At 66.2% G+C, this 13,540-nt stretch carries 9 protein-coding genes and 1 pseudogene; 4 read left to right on the top strand and 6 right to left on the bottom strand.

Going from position 1 to position 13,540, the window contains the following annotated elements; translation table 11 throughout:
• Nucleotides 1–28: 28 nt before the first annotated feature.
• The 4 genes from OG747_RS52485 to OG747_RS52470 all read right to left on the bottom strand — a co-directional run bounded on the left by OG747_RS52485 (nucleotide 29) and on the right by OG747_RS52470 (nucleotide 5,366).
• Nucleotides 29–601 carry a hypothetical protein gene (locus tag OG747_RS52485; RefSeq protein ID WP_331765290.1) on the bottom strand — a complete coding sequence of 191 codons (573 nt, stop codon included), beginning with the start codon at nucleotides 599–601 and terminating at the stop codon, nucleotides 29–31.
• Nucleotides 601–3,126: a DnaB-like helicase C-terminal domain-containing protein gene (locus OG747_RS52480; RefSeq protein WP_331765289.1), complete on the bottom strand. Its 2,526-nt coding sequence runs from the start codon at nucleotides 3,124–3,126 to the stop codon at nucleotides 601–603. The genes OG747_RS52485 and OG747_RS52480 overlap by 1 nt, the downstream gene beginning before the upstream one ends.
• Before the next feature lie 277 nt (nucleotides 3,127–3,403).
• Nucleotides 3,404–4,735: a hypothetical protein gene (locus OG747_RS52475; protein WP_331765288.1), complete on the bottom strand. Its 1,332-nt coding sequence runs from the start codon at nucleotides 4,733–4,735 to the stop codon at nucleotides 3,404–3,406.
• Nucleotides 4,736–5,147: 412 nt separating this feature from the next.
• The gene (locus tag OG747_RS52470; protein WP_331765287.1) at nucleotides 5,148–5,366 is read right to left on the bottom strand and encodes a hypothetical protein; all 219 of its coding nucleotides are present in this window, start codon (nucleotides 5,364–5,366) and stop codon (nucleotides 5,148–5,150) included.
• 777 nt (nucleotides 5,367–6,143) lie between these two features.
• Here OG747_RS52470 and OG747_RS52465 point away from each other — a divergent pair.
• From OG747_RS52465 to OG747_RS52450, 4 genes and pseudogenes are all read left to right on the top strand, one after another.
• The gene (locus OG747_RS52465; RefSeq protein ID WP_331765286.1) at nucleotides 6,144–7,397 is read left to right on the top strand and encodes an IS256 family transposase; all 1,254 of its coding nucleotides are present in this window, start codon (nucleotides 6,144–6,146) and stop codon (nucleotides 7,395–7,397) included.
• A 39-nt stretch (nucleotides 7,398–7,436) separates the two neighbouring features.
• Nucleotides 7,437–7,802 (top strand): annotated as a pseudogene (locus OG747_RS52460) (DNA polymerase III subunit alpha); the annotation flags it as partial.
• Between the two features lie 330 nt (nucleotides 7,803–8,132).
• Nucleotides 8,133–9,404 carry a hypothetical protein gene (locus tag OG747_RS52455; protein ID WP_331765285.1) on the top strand — a complete coding sequence of 424 codons (1,272 nt, stop codon included), beginning with the start codon at nucleotides 8,133–8,135 and terminating at the stop codon, nucleotides 9,402–9,404.
• Nucleotides 9,401–10,558: a hypothetical protein gene (locus tag OG747_RS52450; RefSeq protein ID WP_331765284.1), complete on the top strand. Its 1,158-nt coding sequence runs from the start codon at nucleotides 9,401–9,403 to the stop codon at nucleotides 10,556–10,558. The genes OG747_RS52455 and OG747_RS52450 overlap by 4 nt, the downstream gene beginning before the upstream one ends.
• Before the next feature lie 149 nt (nucleotides 10,559–10,707).
• On the opposite strand, the gene OG747_RS52445 is transcribed toward OG747_RS52450, so the two are convergent.
• Nucleotides 10,708–11,226: a DUF6262 family protein gene (locus OG747_RS52445; protein WP_331765283.1), complete on the bottom strand. Its 519-nt coding sequence runs from the start codon at nucleotides 11,224–11,226 to the stop codon at nucleotides 10,708–10,710.
• Nucleotides 11,223–13,532: a tyrosine-type recombinase/integrase gene (locus tag OG747_RS52440; protein WP_405886471.1), complete on the bottom strand. Its 2,310-nt coding sequence runs from the start codon at nucleotides 13,530–13,532 to the stop codon at nucleotides 11,223–11,225. The genes OG747_RS52445 and OG747_RS52440 overlap by 4 nt, the downstream gene beginning before the upstream one ends.
• Nucleotides 13,533–13,540: the final 8 nt, after the last annotated feature.

The following is a 13,540-nucleotide window of genomic DNA, read 5'->3' as shown; positions in this document are numbered from 1 at the left end:
GCGGGCTCTTCAGGGCTCATCTGGTGTGTTACCTGAGTTCAACGGAGTAGCTGCTGCCAGAGAATTCCCAGCCGTCGGTGCCTTCACCGATGTCGGCGACGATGACGTCCTCGATGAAGCGGTCCTCGAAGTCGTCGTCGCGCAGGTCGCCGGCCAGCCAGAGCGCTTCGATGTCGCTCCAGTCCCCGCGGCTTCCGTCGATGCGCAGGGGTGCGGCTCGGCGGGTCCCGCGTTCGCGTTCGTCGGCGCCGGTTTTAACGAGGCCGCTGATCTCGAACTGGCCGTTCTTGACGTGGTCGGGGATGGGGTCGGCGGGGACGATGGCGACGTTCTCGTACGCGGTGTGGATGAGGTCGCGGTAGCTGCGGCGGACGTTGTACTCGGGGTCCGACAGCCACTTGATCAGGGTGTCGGGTTTGACGTCGAGGCCGGCGCTCTCCAGTGCCTCGTAGCCGCGTCTGGTCCCGGTGAGCTGGCTGAGCTGTGCGTGCCAGTGCTTAGCGCTGTACGTCGACAGCCGGTGGCGGGGCGTGACCTGGGCGCGCAGGAGGTCATTGAGGGCAGCGCCGAGGGAGTTGCCGCGGCCTGTGGGGCCTGCCATCAGTCGTCACCTTCGGGGATGAACTCGCCGGGCTGGATGAACTTGGCCTTCACCTGACCGAAGCCGGTCCCGAGCCGGTACGTGCCGGGCGGTGTCTCGTCGGGGGTCCAGAAGATCGCGGCGTCGACGTTGCGCAGCGCAACGAGGGTGTGGCCTTCCTGGACGGCTTTGAAGGCGTTGAGCCAGTGGCGGACGGATGCTTCGGCGACCATGCTCATGCGCCAGTCCGGCCGCCAGAACGGGGACCGCTGTGAGGGGCGCTTGGGCCACAGCAGGCGCAGTGCGATCGACAGGCGGGTCTTGTAGTTCTTGTACGGCTCGCCGCCGGCCTGGATGAGCTCGGTGCGGGCCTCGCGGGCCGCGGTGTAGAACGGCTTGAACAGCGACTCGTTCGCCTTCCCCGTCCACGAGTCGTGGATGGTCACGGGAGCGGTGAGGTGTCCCTCGCGGTGCAGGCGCTCCAGCTGCTTGATGTGCGGGGTGGTCACCCACACGCGGCCCTGGTCGTCGGGCCGGTCGGTGAGCCGTCCGAGCGGGTGCGGCATGCCCGGGTAGTCCCATTCCGGAATGTCGATCTGGTAGATCCCGGCCTTGGTCTTGTCGAACGCGTCGAGGGGGCCGGTGTGCAGGAGCTTGTTCGGGGCGAGGGGGACGGCCGAGCAGGCGGAGGGGAAGGAGCCGTTGCGGTCGATCAGGCACAGCACGCCGTCCCCGAAGGAGGCGGGCACGTCGAGCTGGTCGCGCCGGACCCGCTTGCCGTTGTCCCGGGTGTGGGCGACGCGGGTGCTGGTGACGTCGGGGTGGACCCAGCGAGGCTCGCCGTCCATGTCCTCGCTGATCAACGGCCAGGGGCCGTCCTCCCGGTCCTCAAGGCGGATGACCGGGACCGGGTGCATCTTCGAACGCGTCACCGAGTCCTTGAGGATCCTCAACGCCGGGAACACCGCAGTTTCCGGCTCGTCCTCCTCGTCACCCGGGACCAGTCCGTCATCGTCGTCCCGCGCCGCGTCTTCGTCATCCCTGTCCGTGACGGTGCCGCTGTCGGCGGCCGGGCGGGCGGATTCCGGGCCAGAAGGCTGCGCGGTGGCGCCGACGGGGGCGGGCGCGTTGTAGGCGTGCAGCGCGGCCGCGAGACGACGGCCCTCGGCGGTGTCCGGCATGTGCGGCGGCGCGGCAGCAGCCTGCGCCAGGGGCGCCGCGAGCTCGTCGATCGTCGCCTGGTCACCGGCTGCCAGCGCGGTGCGCAGCGCGGCCAGCAGGTGCGTGAGAGCGGACGGCAGTCCCTTCTGGGCGCCGGAAGTGTAGGGCAGCGCGGCGTCGGCCAGCTCCCGCTCCTCCGGCGTGGTGTGCAGCCTCCAGTCTTCGCTGCCGGTCCCGACGACGGGCACGGCCTCTGCGTCGCCGAAGCGGGCGTGCAGCAGGTCGGGGCGCAGGTATGCGGAGCCGATCACGCCGAAGTCACGTTCCGCCACCGTGACTTGGACCCTGCCGGGGTCGGTGGTGGCGGTGAGTGTCAGCAGGACATCGGCGTCCAGGAGCGAGAGCAGCGTGGGGTCGTCACTGTCGACGACGGCGAGTACCGGCACGTGCAGGGAGCGCGCGAGGGTGGAGAGGATCTGGGAGGCGTCGGGGAGCCGGTTCCCGGACAGCGGCAGGCGAGCGCTGTGGGCGGCCTGGAGGCGGTCCACGACCACGAGGGCCAGGCCCTCCATGTGTGGGGCGGTCTCCGCGATGTCCTCGGCGGTCAGGTTGCTGCCGTCATCGATGAGCAGGACGTCGCCGGCCTGCATCAGCTGGCGGGCGACGTCCTGCTCGTAGTCGGTGAGGCGTCCCTGCTTCAGACGCGGGTAGTCGCCCCCGGTCTCCGCGGACAGGATGCGGCGGAAGACGTCGTCCCGGTTCGGTCCGGACGCCGCGTACAGGACCGTGCGGTGGTCGACCAGCGCGGTCGTGCGGGCGGCGGCCAGCCCCAGGAGGCTTCCGCCGACGTTCGGGGCGGCCGCCACCAAGGTGAGCCGGCCCGGCTGCAGACCGCCGGTCGCGGCGTCCAGGCCGGGCAGCCCGAACGTCGGGCCGTCGGCGGGGCCGGTGGTGAGCACGGAGCCGATGGCATCGCCCAGTGTCGCGAGCCTGCGCTGCGCGCTTTCCCGGTTCTGCTGTCCTTGGCTGTTCACCGCACCTCCTGCGGGCGCCGCGCCGGAGGGTGCGGCCGGGTCGGACGAGGGAGTACCTGCGTGGGTGTCGGCGGGGAGCAGCACCGCGACGGGCGTGGTGTTCCTGCGGAGCACCTGGGGCTGGCCGCTGGCCGCCTGGCTGACCAGGGTGCCGAAGTCCTTCTGTGCCGCACTCAGCGCCCAGGAAGGAAAGGCGCCGGCTTTCCGCGCGGCCGGGAACCGGTCGAGCGGGGCCAGCAGAACACGGTCCTCCCGCTTGGAGCCCATCCGGTGGATCAGGGTGGTGACCCCGTCGTCCTCGACGCACTTGACCAAGGCGTACAGGTCCCTGCGGGCGTCACTCGCGTTCATCGCGGGGTCTGCCTGTGGTGACTGACTCACTCACCCTCCCGATACTCAACTCCCTTTCAGGATATCAGGAGTCACTCATCCGATTGGGCAAAGTCACACATCGCCTTGGCAAATCTCACTCACTCGTGAGGCGTTTCGGTGTGGATTGACGGCTTGGGTGTTTACGGGCGGCAGCCTCGCACGGCCGGACAACATGACCAGGGCCGGGGCCACCTACCGGCCCCGGCCTTGACTCACCGCGTCCGCAGACGAACGCACACCCGCCGAAGAGGCAGACTCAGCCGCGCACTGCCGGCTCCTGTCCGCTGGGCGCCTCCTTGTAGGCAAGGTGCCCGACGGCGGAGTAGGCCTTGCCTAGCGCTCCCGCGAGTTGCTCCGCCGTGACAGATGCATCGGTGTACCGCTGGATCGCTTCGTCGAGCGTCTCGTCCCTCAGGAGTTCCTTGTCCCGAAGGCCTTCCACGGAGGTCCTGAGCAGGGTCAGAGCTGTCCTCATCTCCCCCGCCACGCGGGTGAGGAAGCTGTAGACGCGGTAGGCCTCCACCAGGTACTCGATCCCCCGGTACGTGAGGCCGGTGACGAGCTCGGCAAGGGAGCGGGCCGCGGCTGCCGGCCTCTGCTCGCCGCCCGGCACCTCCTCATACGCCGGGTGCTCGGTCACGGAGAAGGCCTTGCCGAGCACGTCTGCGAGTTGCTCCGCCGCGCGGGATGAGTCGGTGTAGCGCTGGAGCACCTCGCCGAGCGGCTCACCCCGGTAGTCGGTCATCAGACGGTCCTGCTCCCGGAGGCCTTCCACGAAGGTCCTGAGCAGAGTGAGGGTGGTCGTCATCTCGCCTGCGGCGCGGGCGAGATGACTGTCGATGAAGGAGGCCTCCGCAGGGTGTTCGATCTTCCTCCCCCGGTACTGGAGGTCGGTGACGAACTCGGCGAGGGACCGGGCTGCACTTTTCGCGTGCCGGATGACGTCTTCGGTGTTCTCGCTCATACGGATCCGGTTCTCCTTGCTGGGCTGAAGAGGCGCGGGCAGCTGGTGATGTGGCAGCGGTCCTGTACGGATCACGCCGTGCTCATCCGACGAGACGGCGATGGCCGCCGCGCCCCCGCCCCCAGATGCGGGAGCGGGGACGCGGAAGAGGTCCAGCGCGTCGTCCAGGAGCGCCGCACGGTCCGCTGCGGGCATCCGCTCGACTCCCGCGAGCAGCAGTCCGGCATCGCCACCGTGTGCGCGGGCGTGCTCAACGAGGAACGAGAACGCCTGGGCGGGCCCGGCGACAGGGCCTTCTTCTTCGGGTACGCGGGCCGCCGCGTGCAGGCGGTAGGCGGCGCCCGCGGTCACCGCGAGCACGACCGGGTCCTCCTCGAGGAGCTTCGCCGTGAGGGACTGCCGGCACGGCGCGCACCGCTCGATGCTGGCGCCGATCAGCGCGGCCGCGGTCCGCAGGTCCGGCACGGTCTCGACTCCCCACCGGCCGGGGTCAGGCTGGAGGTCCGTGGCCGACGGGCCGCTGGCGTGCACGTGAAGGGTTCCCGCGTTGGCGGCCGCGTAGGCGACGCCGGAACGGCGGCTCCTGTTTCTCGCCCGGCTCTTACGGCCGTGGCTCTTGGTCATACGGCTCTCGCATTTCCCGCGCCCCGGCCCCATGACCCGATGCGCGTGACGAAGAGCAACATGCGGAAGGCTCAACGGCCCTGTGGCCGCCGGAAGATGACGTACCTCTCACACTGATGCTCACAGACCGGACCCTCGTGCGCGGGGTCCGCGGGCACCTTCGCCGTGGTGCACCCCGGTCATGGGCCAGGGAGCGGGCTTGGGCCGATGCGCCGGCCACTGCTGCGCAGCGTACCGGTCCGCCCGCCACGTCCGGTGCCGATGCACGAAACGCCCCCGCCCGACGGGTACGAGCGCACGCGGAAGTCGGCGCCCGGCCCTCCGCCTCGGTTCTACGCTCTCGTCATGTACTGCACCGCAGGCGCCCATCACCACGCTGGCGGGCAGGGCGCTGCGGGCGCCTCCCGAAACGTCAGGCTCGCTCGTCCCAATCAGCGGGGCGTTGTGCAAGGTAGGTAAAGACCGGCCCCGCGTCGTCGAAGATCACGGTCATGCTCGTGGCGTCCTGGTTGATGTACACCGGCTGCTCCCCGTAGGCGCCGCGGATGTCCTCTTCGGCAAGGACGTTCTCGGTACGCAGATCGGCGCGGCTCACACCGAACACGTTCACGCGGACATACCGGTACTCCATGACGGCCTCCAGGGTGGCAGAACTTCGGGTGACGTGGGGCGCGAGGGCGGGGCGCGAGTCCCGTTGAGGACCCTCGCCGGGCGGGTGTGACGTCGGGGTCGTTGCCCCGGCGCGGGAGGAGGGGTGGCGCCGGTACGCCGGTGGGGGCGTGACGCTCCTGGCACTGACAACAGGCCCTGGCCAAGGGGGCTGCGGTACGGACGTTCCGTTGTCGGACCCTGCGCGTAGCGTCGTTGGTGTCCACGGGCCCGCGCACTCGGGAGAGCCCTGGACACACGGTCTTTGCTTGGCGGCTGGCCATGTCCCAGGAACTCCCGGCGTCCAGGTCCCCCGGCCCCCTCGTGCAGGCAGCAGGAGGTACCTTGACTGACACCTGTGAAGCTACAGCACGGTACCGACAAGCGCTCCGACCAGCACAAACGGGCGGTGGAGCGGACGGTGGTAGGACGACGGGCCACGGTTGTCGCGCCGTCGGCCGGGTGAAGGAGCCCGCCGTCCGATGACCGAGTTCGTCATCACGCCGGGCCTGTTGCTCACCCTCATGATCGCGGTGGCAGATCCCGATCGTCCCCAGCCAACGCAGCCACGCCTGCGTCCCCTGCACGCTGTGCGGCAACTGTTCCTGTCAGCGCCCACGGGAGAATCTGCCGGAGCAATGCTCAGGACTTGTGGATCAGCTCCTCTGGAGGACGCGCGAAGGGCGTACCTTCCCGAGTGAGTGATCGTCAAGTCACCGAGTAGGCCCGCGCTGCGAACGCGGGTCGGGAAGGCACGCCCGTGCTCAGCGTAGTCAATGAAGGCGGCACCACCGAGGCCGGTTCCCTGATCGACGAGATCGTCCGCGAGGGTGCTCGGCGGATGCTGGCCGCCGCCCTGGAGGCGGAGGTGGACCAGTACATAGCCGAGCTCGCCGGGCAGCGTGACGAGGCCGGTCGCCGACTGGTGGTCCGCAACGGCCGGCACCGGCCGCGGACCGTGACCACGGCTGCTGGGCCGGTCGAGGTGGCCGCCCCGCGCGTGAACGACAAGCGGGTCGACGAGACGACGGGTGAACGTCAGCGGTTCTCCTCGAAGATCCTGGCGCCGTGGTGTCGGAAGTCCCCGAAGATCAGTGAGGTGCTGCCGCTGCTCTATCTCCACGGCCTGTCGTCGGGCGACTTCGTGCCCGCGATGGAGCAGTTCCTGGGCTCCTCTGCCGGGCTGTCGCCGGCCACAGTGACCCGGCTGACGCAGCAGTGGACCGCCGACCACACCGAGTTCCAGCGCCGTGACCTGGCCGGATCCGACTACGTCTACGTCTGGGCCGACGGCGTCCATCCCAAGATCCGCTTGTCCCAGACGCACTCCTGCCTCCTGGTCCTGATGGGCGTCCGCGTCGACGGCACCAAGGAACTCATCGCGATCACCGAGGGTCTGCGCGAGTCCACCGAGTCCTGGGCGGACCTGCTGCGCGACTGTCGGCGGCGCGGGATGCGCGACCCGATGCTCGTGGTCGGCGACGGTGCGATGGGCCTGTGGAGGGCGCTGGCGGAGGTGTTTCCGCAGGCCAGGCACCAGAGGTGTTGGGTTCACAAAACAAGGAACGTCTCGAACGCGCTGCCGAAGTCCGCGCAGCCCGGCGCGAAGAAGGCTCTGCAGGAGATCTACAACGCCGAGGACCGTGCGCACGCCGAGAAGGCGGTCACCGCGTTCGAGAAGGCGTACGGGGCGAAGTTCCCCAAGGCCGTCAAGAAGATCACCGGCGAGGTCGACGAGCTGCTGGCGTTCTACGACTTCCCCGCCGAGCACTGGGTCCATCTGAGGACGACGAATCCGATCGAGTCGACCTTCTCCACCGTGAAGCTTCGGACCAAGGTCACCCGCGGCGCCGGCAGCCCGGCCGCGGCCCTCGCGATGGTCTTCAAACTCGTTGAGTCCGCCCAGGCCCGCTGGCGAGCGGTCACCGCACCGCACCTCGTCGCCCTCGTCCGAGCCGGCGCCCGCTTCGAGAACGGCCTCCTCGTCGAACGAGACGAGACCCTCGCAGCGTGATCCACCTCAACTGATCCACAGGTCTTGACAATTACTCCGGTCACCGGCATGCCCGAGACCTACCGGGCCCGGCACGCCCTGCGCGACACCGGGCTCGACCTCGGTCTGCCGCCCCAGGTCGTGGGCGAGATCGCCAAGAGCTTCCCGCACATCCGGGCCCGGGACATCCGCTCCGCCCTGGCCGAACTCCCCGAACTGCGCCAACTCCGCACGCAGGCAGAAAAGTTCGGGCCGCTGTGGGAGCTCGCCGAGGGCCTGGACGCTCTGCCGCGCGGCTACGCTATGCACCCCTGCGGGGTGATCATCTCCAACGCGTCGCTACTGGACCGGCTGCCGGTGCAGCCGACCCCGGCTGGCTACCCGATGGTGCAGGCCGACAAGGAGGACGTCGATTCTCTGGGGGTGGGCCGCGTGGTGCACAGACGCGCAGGAGAAACTTGCAGCTCAGCAGCTATGCCCGGGATTTTAGACTATGCAACAGGTGTGGTGCTACCGCTGGATCGGGTGATCTGACGTGCAGTGGGCCTCTGGCAACCACGCCTGGCTGACGGAGCGTTCTTGCTGATCTGACCAAGAACGGTCCGTGGCGGCTCATGAAGCCGCGGCGATCCCTACAATCAGTGATGGGGCGGTGTGAAGCCTGCGGTCGCTACGTGTGGCCAGACTTCAACCGCGTGGGGCTCGTGACAATGTCTGCTTCCCGGCAAAGGTGCCGGAAGCGCAGGGGGGGGTTCAATGGAGAACTACGAGGCTGGGCTCAGAAGTCAGGACGTTCACCAGGGGTTGCGCAATATGGACCCCCACTCTCCGGCCCTGGTTCCGCTAACGAAAACACGCCTGGTCGGCAGCGCGGCGGACGTGGCTTCCCTGATCCGTGGGCGGGAAGTGATCCAAGATGTGTCCGCGCTGCAGGTGATCGCCGTCAGAGAACTAGACGTAGCCCCGTCGTCATTTGAGCAAGTGCTGGACGTCCTCGAGACCGCCGGATTTATCGATCTTGCTCGTAATAGTCGAGGCGAGCCCGTCGGACTCACTGAAAACGTTCCTGTCTATCGGACGCTCTATGAAGATCTCGGGTCGGCATGGCGAGAGAGTCGGCCCCGGCAAATTGAAGAAGAAATGCTCGCCGTTGTGAGGCGCCTCGCTCAGGGGCCTATTCCGGTTGAGTCGCTCGTCTCGGAAATTGGTATCGGTTCCCATCCGGACGAGATCGTCATGTTGGGGCGCGAGTCGAGTATTATCAAAGTTGAGTCGACGCTAGACGGAGACATCCTCTATTCTCCGTTCTCGGCATTCGAGAATCCCTCGGCTCTGAACGATTTGCTGCTGCAGCACGGAAGTGCCCAAATGCAGGACGAGTTCGAGAAGTTGCACAAACACCAGGGGCTTCCCATCACGATAGGCTCCTACCCTATGCTCACAGATGCCGTGGCGCGTGGGCTCATTTCTGCGCCCTCGGTTTCACTTCCGGATGGGCAGGAGAGGTCATTCGCCGTTCTTCCTTATACTCTCGACCGGGAGTTGCTTACAGGTAGGAAGCCCGTCCTGGACAAGGCATTGGCGATTATTGCGTGCGTGAGGTGTGGGCAACAGTTCGGTGGATCCACGAACGTCGCCAGCGCCTTGGCGATTATCTCGGTGCTACTGGACCCGCAAAGAGGGATGCTGGCTCCCCACAGTTCACACGAACGCCAGTACGCCTTGATGCGGAATCTTGGGGTTATCCGTTTTGATGCTGACCCCTTTCCAGGGGGGACCTGGGTTCAGCCTGTGTTCGTTGACACCCCAGACAACCGTGAAGCGATGGAGATTGCGCGCGAGCTGATTGCGGCCGGAGAGACGATGGTTGGCAGGACCCCCTCGCCGGAGACGCGGAAGCTGCTCGATCTCGACGCCTCATACCTGCGTCCCATCCAGACGGTCTCTCGGACGCGCACGAGGTCGGATGTCAGTCCTGCCCAGTACCGTGGCTTCTGGGAGGCATTGATGGGAAGGGGAGCACTGTGAGTGAGTTGGATCTGGAGCTGAAGGCGCTTGGCCGGCGCCTTTTGTGGACCATGGGGTTCTCCACCAGGGTCGACGTTCAGATGCGCTCGTACGTCCCCGTTCGATCTCGAGGAGGGAGGAACAGTACGGGATTTGAGTCCTACACCGACCTCGACGTCCTTGGTATCGCGTTCAGTCCGGGGTTCCAGACGCAACGAGTAGTCATCGACTGCAAAACGACTAAGGCGGGTTCGACTGAGAGGATGTTTTGGCTGCGAGGTCTCGCTGACTTCTTCGAGGCCGATATGGCGTACATGCTGCGCAGTAAAGCAGTCACCGATTCCGCTCGACAGCTGGCGTCTAGGCTGAAGCTTGGCGCCCTGCTTCCTGTCGATGTTGAAGAGATGGAAAAGTTGCACAGGGTTCCATTTGACTTTCGAATGGGGCCTTTGGCGCAACTTTTTGATCCGGCATTGATTGCTAAGCAGCTAGAAAATAGTCGGCAGATCGATTCGAGACTTCAGCCGCTCGCGGAGTATGTGGAGTTCGACTACTGGGTTTATGACCCGTATCGGAACCTCACGCAAATGGTCGCCCATCTTGCTGATGTGCGAAGTTTGCTCAATCCGAGCAATCCGCGCCATTTGGGTATTCTGTTCGATTGCATTTGGCTCTACTTGGCAACCTGCGCCAAGGCTATTGAATACGTGCGGGTGACGCATATCTCGGATGTGGACCAAAATCTTCAGGCGTACTTGTTCGGGGGGCAAGTTGCACTTCGGGAGAAGCAGCACCTGGCGACTCAAATGCGCGGGCTCGTCGGCAACGACCCATCCGTGGGTAGTGTGCTTCCAGAATGGTATCCAGGGCTCCTGGAGCTTATCGGTCGCCTGATTCGAAATCCGTCTCTATTTGCTGCGGCGATGCGCTACGCAGAGTGGCTGAGCTTTTCTCTCACCATTGAAAACCCAGCCAGCATCCATACCGCCTTTGGGAAATTCTCGCAGCCGACCGCTGCGAAATTGGTAGCTGACGTTGCAGGTTTCCTGGTTTCAGCTGCAGGGCTTAAGCCAAGTTTCCGCCAGGCTGCGAGGGCGGTCGCCATTGATGACTTTCTCATAGAGCCGCCAGAGCAATTTCCAGGGCAGCTTTCGCTCGGCGACGTCAATGATTAAGTGTCGCCGTACTTAGCGATTCTGGAGATGAGTCAGTGGAATCGGGTGCTACCGATCGGGTGGCGCTGTCAGTTCTCGGCGGCCTGTGGCCGCCGAGAACGGCCGTGGGGGGACCTGATTGGTTCAGTTCGGACAATGACTGGTCGTGATCAAGGCCCGTGATTCAGGGCTCGGGTCAACTCCCGGTTTGCCGCCCGCGATGCCTCCAACTCTTCTGTGCGTTCGTCGAGTTCGCTCTGCTTGGCGGCGACCTCCTGTTCTAGGTGGGCGATGCGGCGTTGGAGTTGGTCGATGTCGACCGAGGCGCCGAGGCCGGATTCGGCCCAGATGGCGTCGCCGAGCTGGGACGAAAGTCGGGTCTCCAGCTGTCGAACCCGTGCCGCGAGGCGCTTATTACCTTCGAGCGCGTGCGCGAGGTCAGCCTGGAGCGACGCTCGGCTGACCGCCGCGACCCGCCCCTCCTCGACAGGAGTGCTAGCTGCTGAGTGGATGCGTTCGAGCAGGTCGCGGTGACGATAGAGAAAGGTGCGATCGACTCGGGCGGCTCTGGCGAGACCAGAAACGGTGATGTCTCCGCCGTTCTTGGCCGCGGCATCGATGGCTTCGAGGACTCGTTTACGGCGGCGGGCCGAGTCTGCGCGCCTCCCGCCGATCATGGGGTTGGTCATCCGGCCGGCCTTCCGAGGCGGAGGTCTTCGGGTGGTCCAACGCGGGGCAGACCGAGCGAGACGACGCGGCGGGTGCGGCGGACCACAGTGACGGCTTCCTTGATCTGAATCCGGTCCTCCTCTGTGAGGTCGTCCAAGTCTTCCCGGACGCGTTTGACCAGGCGGCGGACCCGGGTGATCTCCTCGTCAGAAGGCATGGCCTCGGCCTTCGCCCAGGAATCGGCTGCGAATGCCACGAGGCGTTCGCGGCCGCGGAGGAGATCGGCCAGGTATGCCTCCAGGTCGGGAAGGTAGGAGACGTCGGTGCGGTAGTGGTCGCAGCCGACGCAGCGGAATCGGACAGGGCAGTCGTGGCCACCAGCTTGGACGTTGGTGGGTTCGGTGCAGAGCCCATAAGGGACCTGGACCTCCCCGATGGCCCGGCGGGCATGCTCGGAGTCGAGCAGGGCCTGTGCCTTGCGCCAGACACGGTTGCCGTTCCGGTCGAACTGCATCGCGGTGACCCGTTCCACCGCCTCCCGCTTGCGCTTCTCGCCGACCCGGTAGTACTGCTGGGTGGTCGTCAGTTGCCGATGGTCCATGAGTGACTGCAGGGCATCGGGAGCGACGCCGGCGTCAGCGTGCCGCTGAGCGTAGGTGTGTCGGTAGGCGTAGGGAAAAATCTTCGCCTTGTCGAACGGCAGCATCTGGGTGACCTGGCGGCCTTTGACTGTGACCACGGTGGGGACCAGGAACTCGGGCAGTGAATCCACCCAGGTTCGGTGGCGGGCGGACAACCATTCAGCGGAGATCGGCTTGGTGCCCATCGCGTTGGTCAGGACGGTGGGCAGCAGCTTGAGCTCGCTGGTGGGGGTGTTCGGAAACCGCCCCCGCACACGTTCCTGCTGAGCGGTGATCACGGCGCCTGTTTCGCCGCTGATGGGTAGGCGACGGGCTTTCCGCGCCGCCTTGTGGTTGTCGTAGATCAGCGTCAGCTTGCCGTCCTCGTCGCGCTCAAGGCAGTCGTAGGGAAGCCGGCAGATCTCCGTGGGCCGTCGGCCGGTGTCGATGACCAATTCCACGGCCGTGCGGATCTCGGGGGCTCCCGTGGTTTCGAGGCTATCGAGGTGCTGGCAGAGCTGTGTCATCACCTCGGCCGGCAGATCGCGGCCGGCCTCGCTGTCCTCGGGGTCGTCCGGCACGTCCTCGGCCCGAAGGCCGAAGGTATCGCAGATCCCATGCAGGGGCTGATCGCGTTTGGTCAGGCCCAGGGTCCGCATTCGGCTCAGCAGGCGCCGGGCATACCGGACCAGGCGGACGTGTGTGTGTCCGCTGATCTCACCTTGTTCTTTCAGGAACAGGAGGCGGTTCAGGAAGATCGTCAGGTCATCGCGTGCAACGGTGCGAACGTCCTCGCCGTGGTCGGGCCGGTTCAGCCGAAGGCTGTCCGAGAGCTGGACGATTGCGTTGATGTGCGACTGGACGGCCGTTCGACCCTTGCCCCGCCGCTGCGGAATGTCATCCAGGGCCCAGGCCTTCGTGGCCTCTCGCAGCCAGAATTGACTGATCTTGTCGAAGTGGATGTAGCCGTCCAGGCCGAAGGCGTAGCCGGACCAGATGTCCTTGTGCCGCTCGGTCTCGGGGGTGAGGCCGAAGCGGCCGAGGTGCTTGATGAAGCCCTTGGCGGCGTCGGCCGTCGTGTGGTTGACCTTGCCCAGGTCGAGCTCGGTGAGCGTTGTCACCTGCTGTGAACGGATCAGATCGCACAGCGGTCGCAGGATGTAGTCCTTCTGCTTCACGCCCTCACGGACGCGTTCCTGCAGGCCGTAGAGGACCTCGTGGACCACTTGGTCGGGGAGTCCACGCAGGCTGATGACGCCATGCTCGGAGACCGCGTTCGTGGTCCGGCGCCAGTGGTCCTCGTCGCCCAGAGTTCCCTTGCGGATCGCAGCCCTGCGGCGTTGAGCGTGTGCGGGGCAGTAGCCGGTCGGACTCTCACGTTGCCGATAGCACGCGGCAACGTGACAGGGCCCGAACGCCTCCAGAGGAACGACATCGGGATGCTGTACGAACTCTTCGACCGGGACCTTGTAAATCCGCCTCTGTTGATGAAGGTGAGCGGCGCAGAGCGGAGTGGACAGGCCGTAGCTGGGCCGGGCGCACTCAGGGACCTTGCAGGGAACCTCGCCGATTGCCCGCCAGATCCGCTTTGCGGTTCCGGCGAACTCCTCGATGCTCTGTCCGCTCTTCTCCCACCGCCTCATGCAACCGACGCAGAGGCCCTGCTGATAGGCGTAGTAGACCATCTTGTCGCAGCCCGTGACCAAGCAGTCAG

Origin of the sequence: Streptomyces sp. NBC_01384, assembly GCF_045040035.1 — a bacterium.
In the GTDB taxonomy this organism is placed as follows: domain Bacteria; phylum Actinomycetota; class Actinomycetes; order Streptomycetales; family Streptomycetaceae; genus Streptomyces.
Note: the sequence above shows the minus strand (reverse complement) of the source record. Positions and strands in the feature narration are given on the sequence as shown.

Coding starts and splice junctions, on each gene's coding strand:
- OG747_RS52445 (WP_331765283.1), bottom strand. CDS start 11,226: ATGACCAACCCCATGATCGGCGGGAGGCGCGCAGACTCGGCCCGCCGC.
- OG747_RS52480 (WP_331765289.1), bottom strand. CDS start 3,126: ATGAACGCGAGTGACGCCCGCAGGGACCTGTACGCCTTGGTCAAGTGC.
- OG747_RS52455 (WP_331765285.1), top strand. CDS start 8,133: ATGGAGAACTACGAGGCTGGGCTCAGAAGTCAGGACGTTCACCAGGGG.
- OG747_RS52485 (WP_331765290.1), bottom strand. CDS start 601: ATGGCAGGCCCCACAGGCCGCGGCAACTCCCTCGGCGCTGCCCTCAAT.
- OG747_RS52470 (WP_331765287.1), bottom strand. CDS start 5,366: ATGGAGTACCGGTATGTCCGCGTGAACGTGTTCGGTGTGAGCCGCGCC.
- OG747_RS52475 (WP_331765288.1), bottom strand. CDS start 4,735: ATGACCAAGAGCCACGGCCGTAAGAGCCGGGCGAGAAACAGGAGCCGC.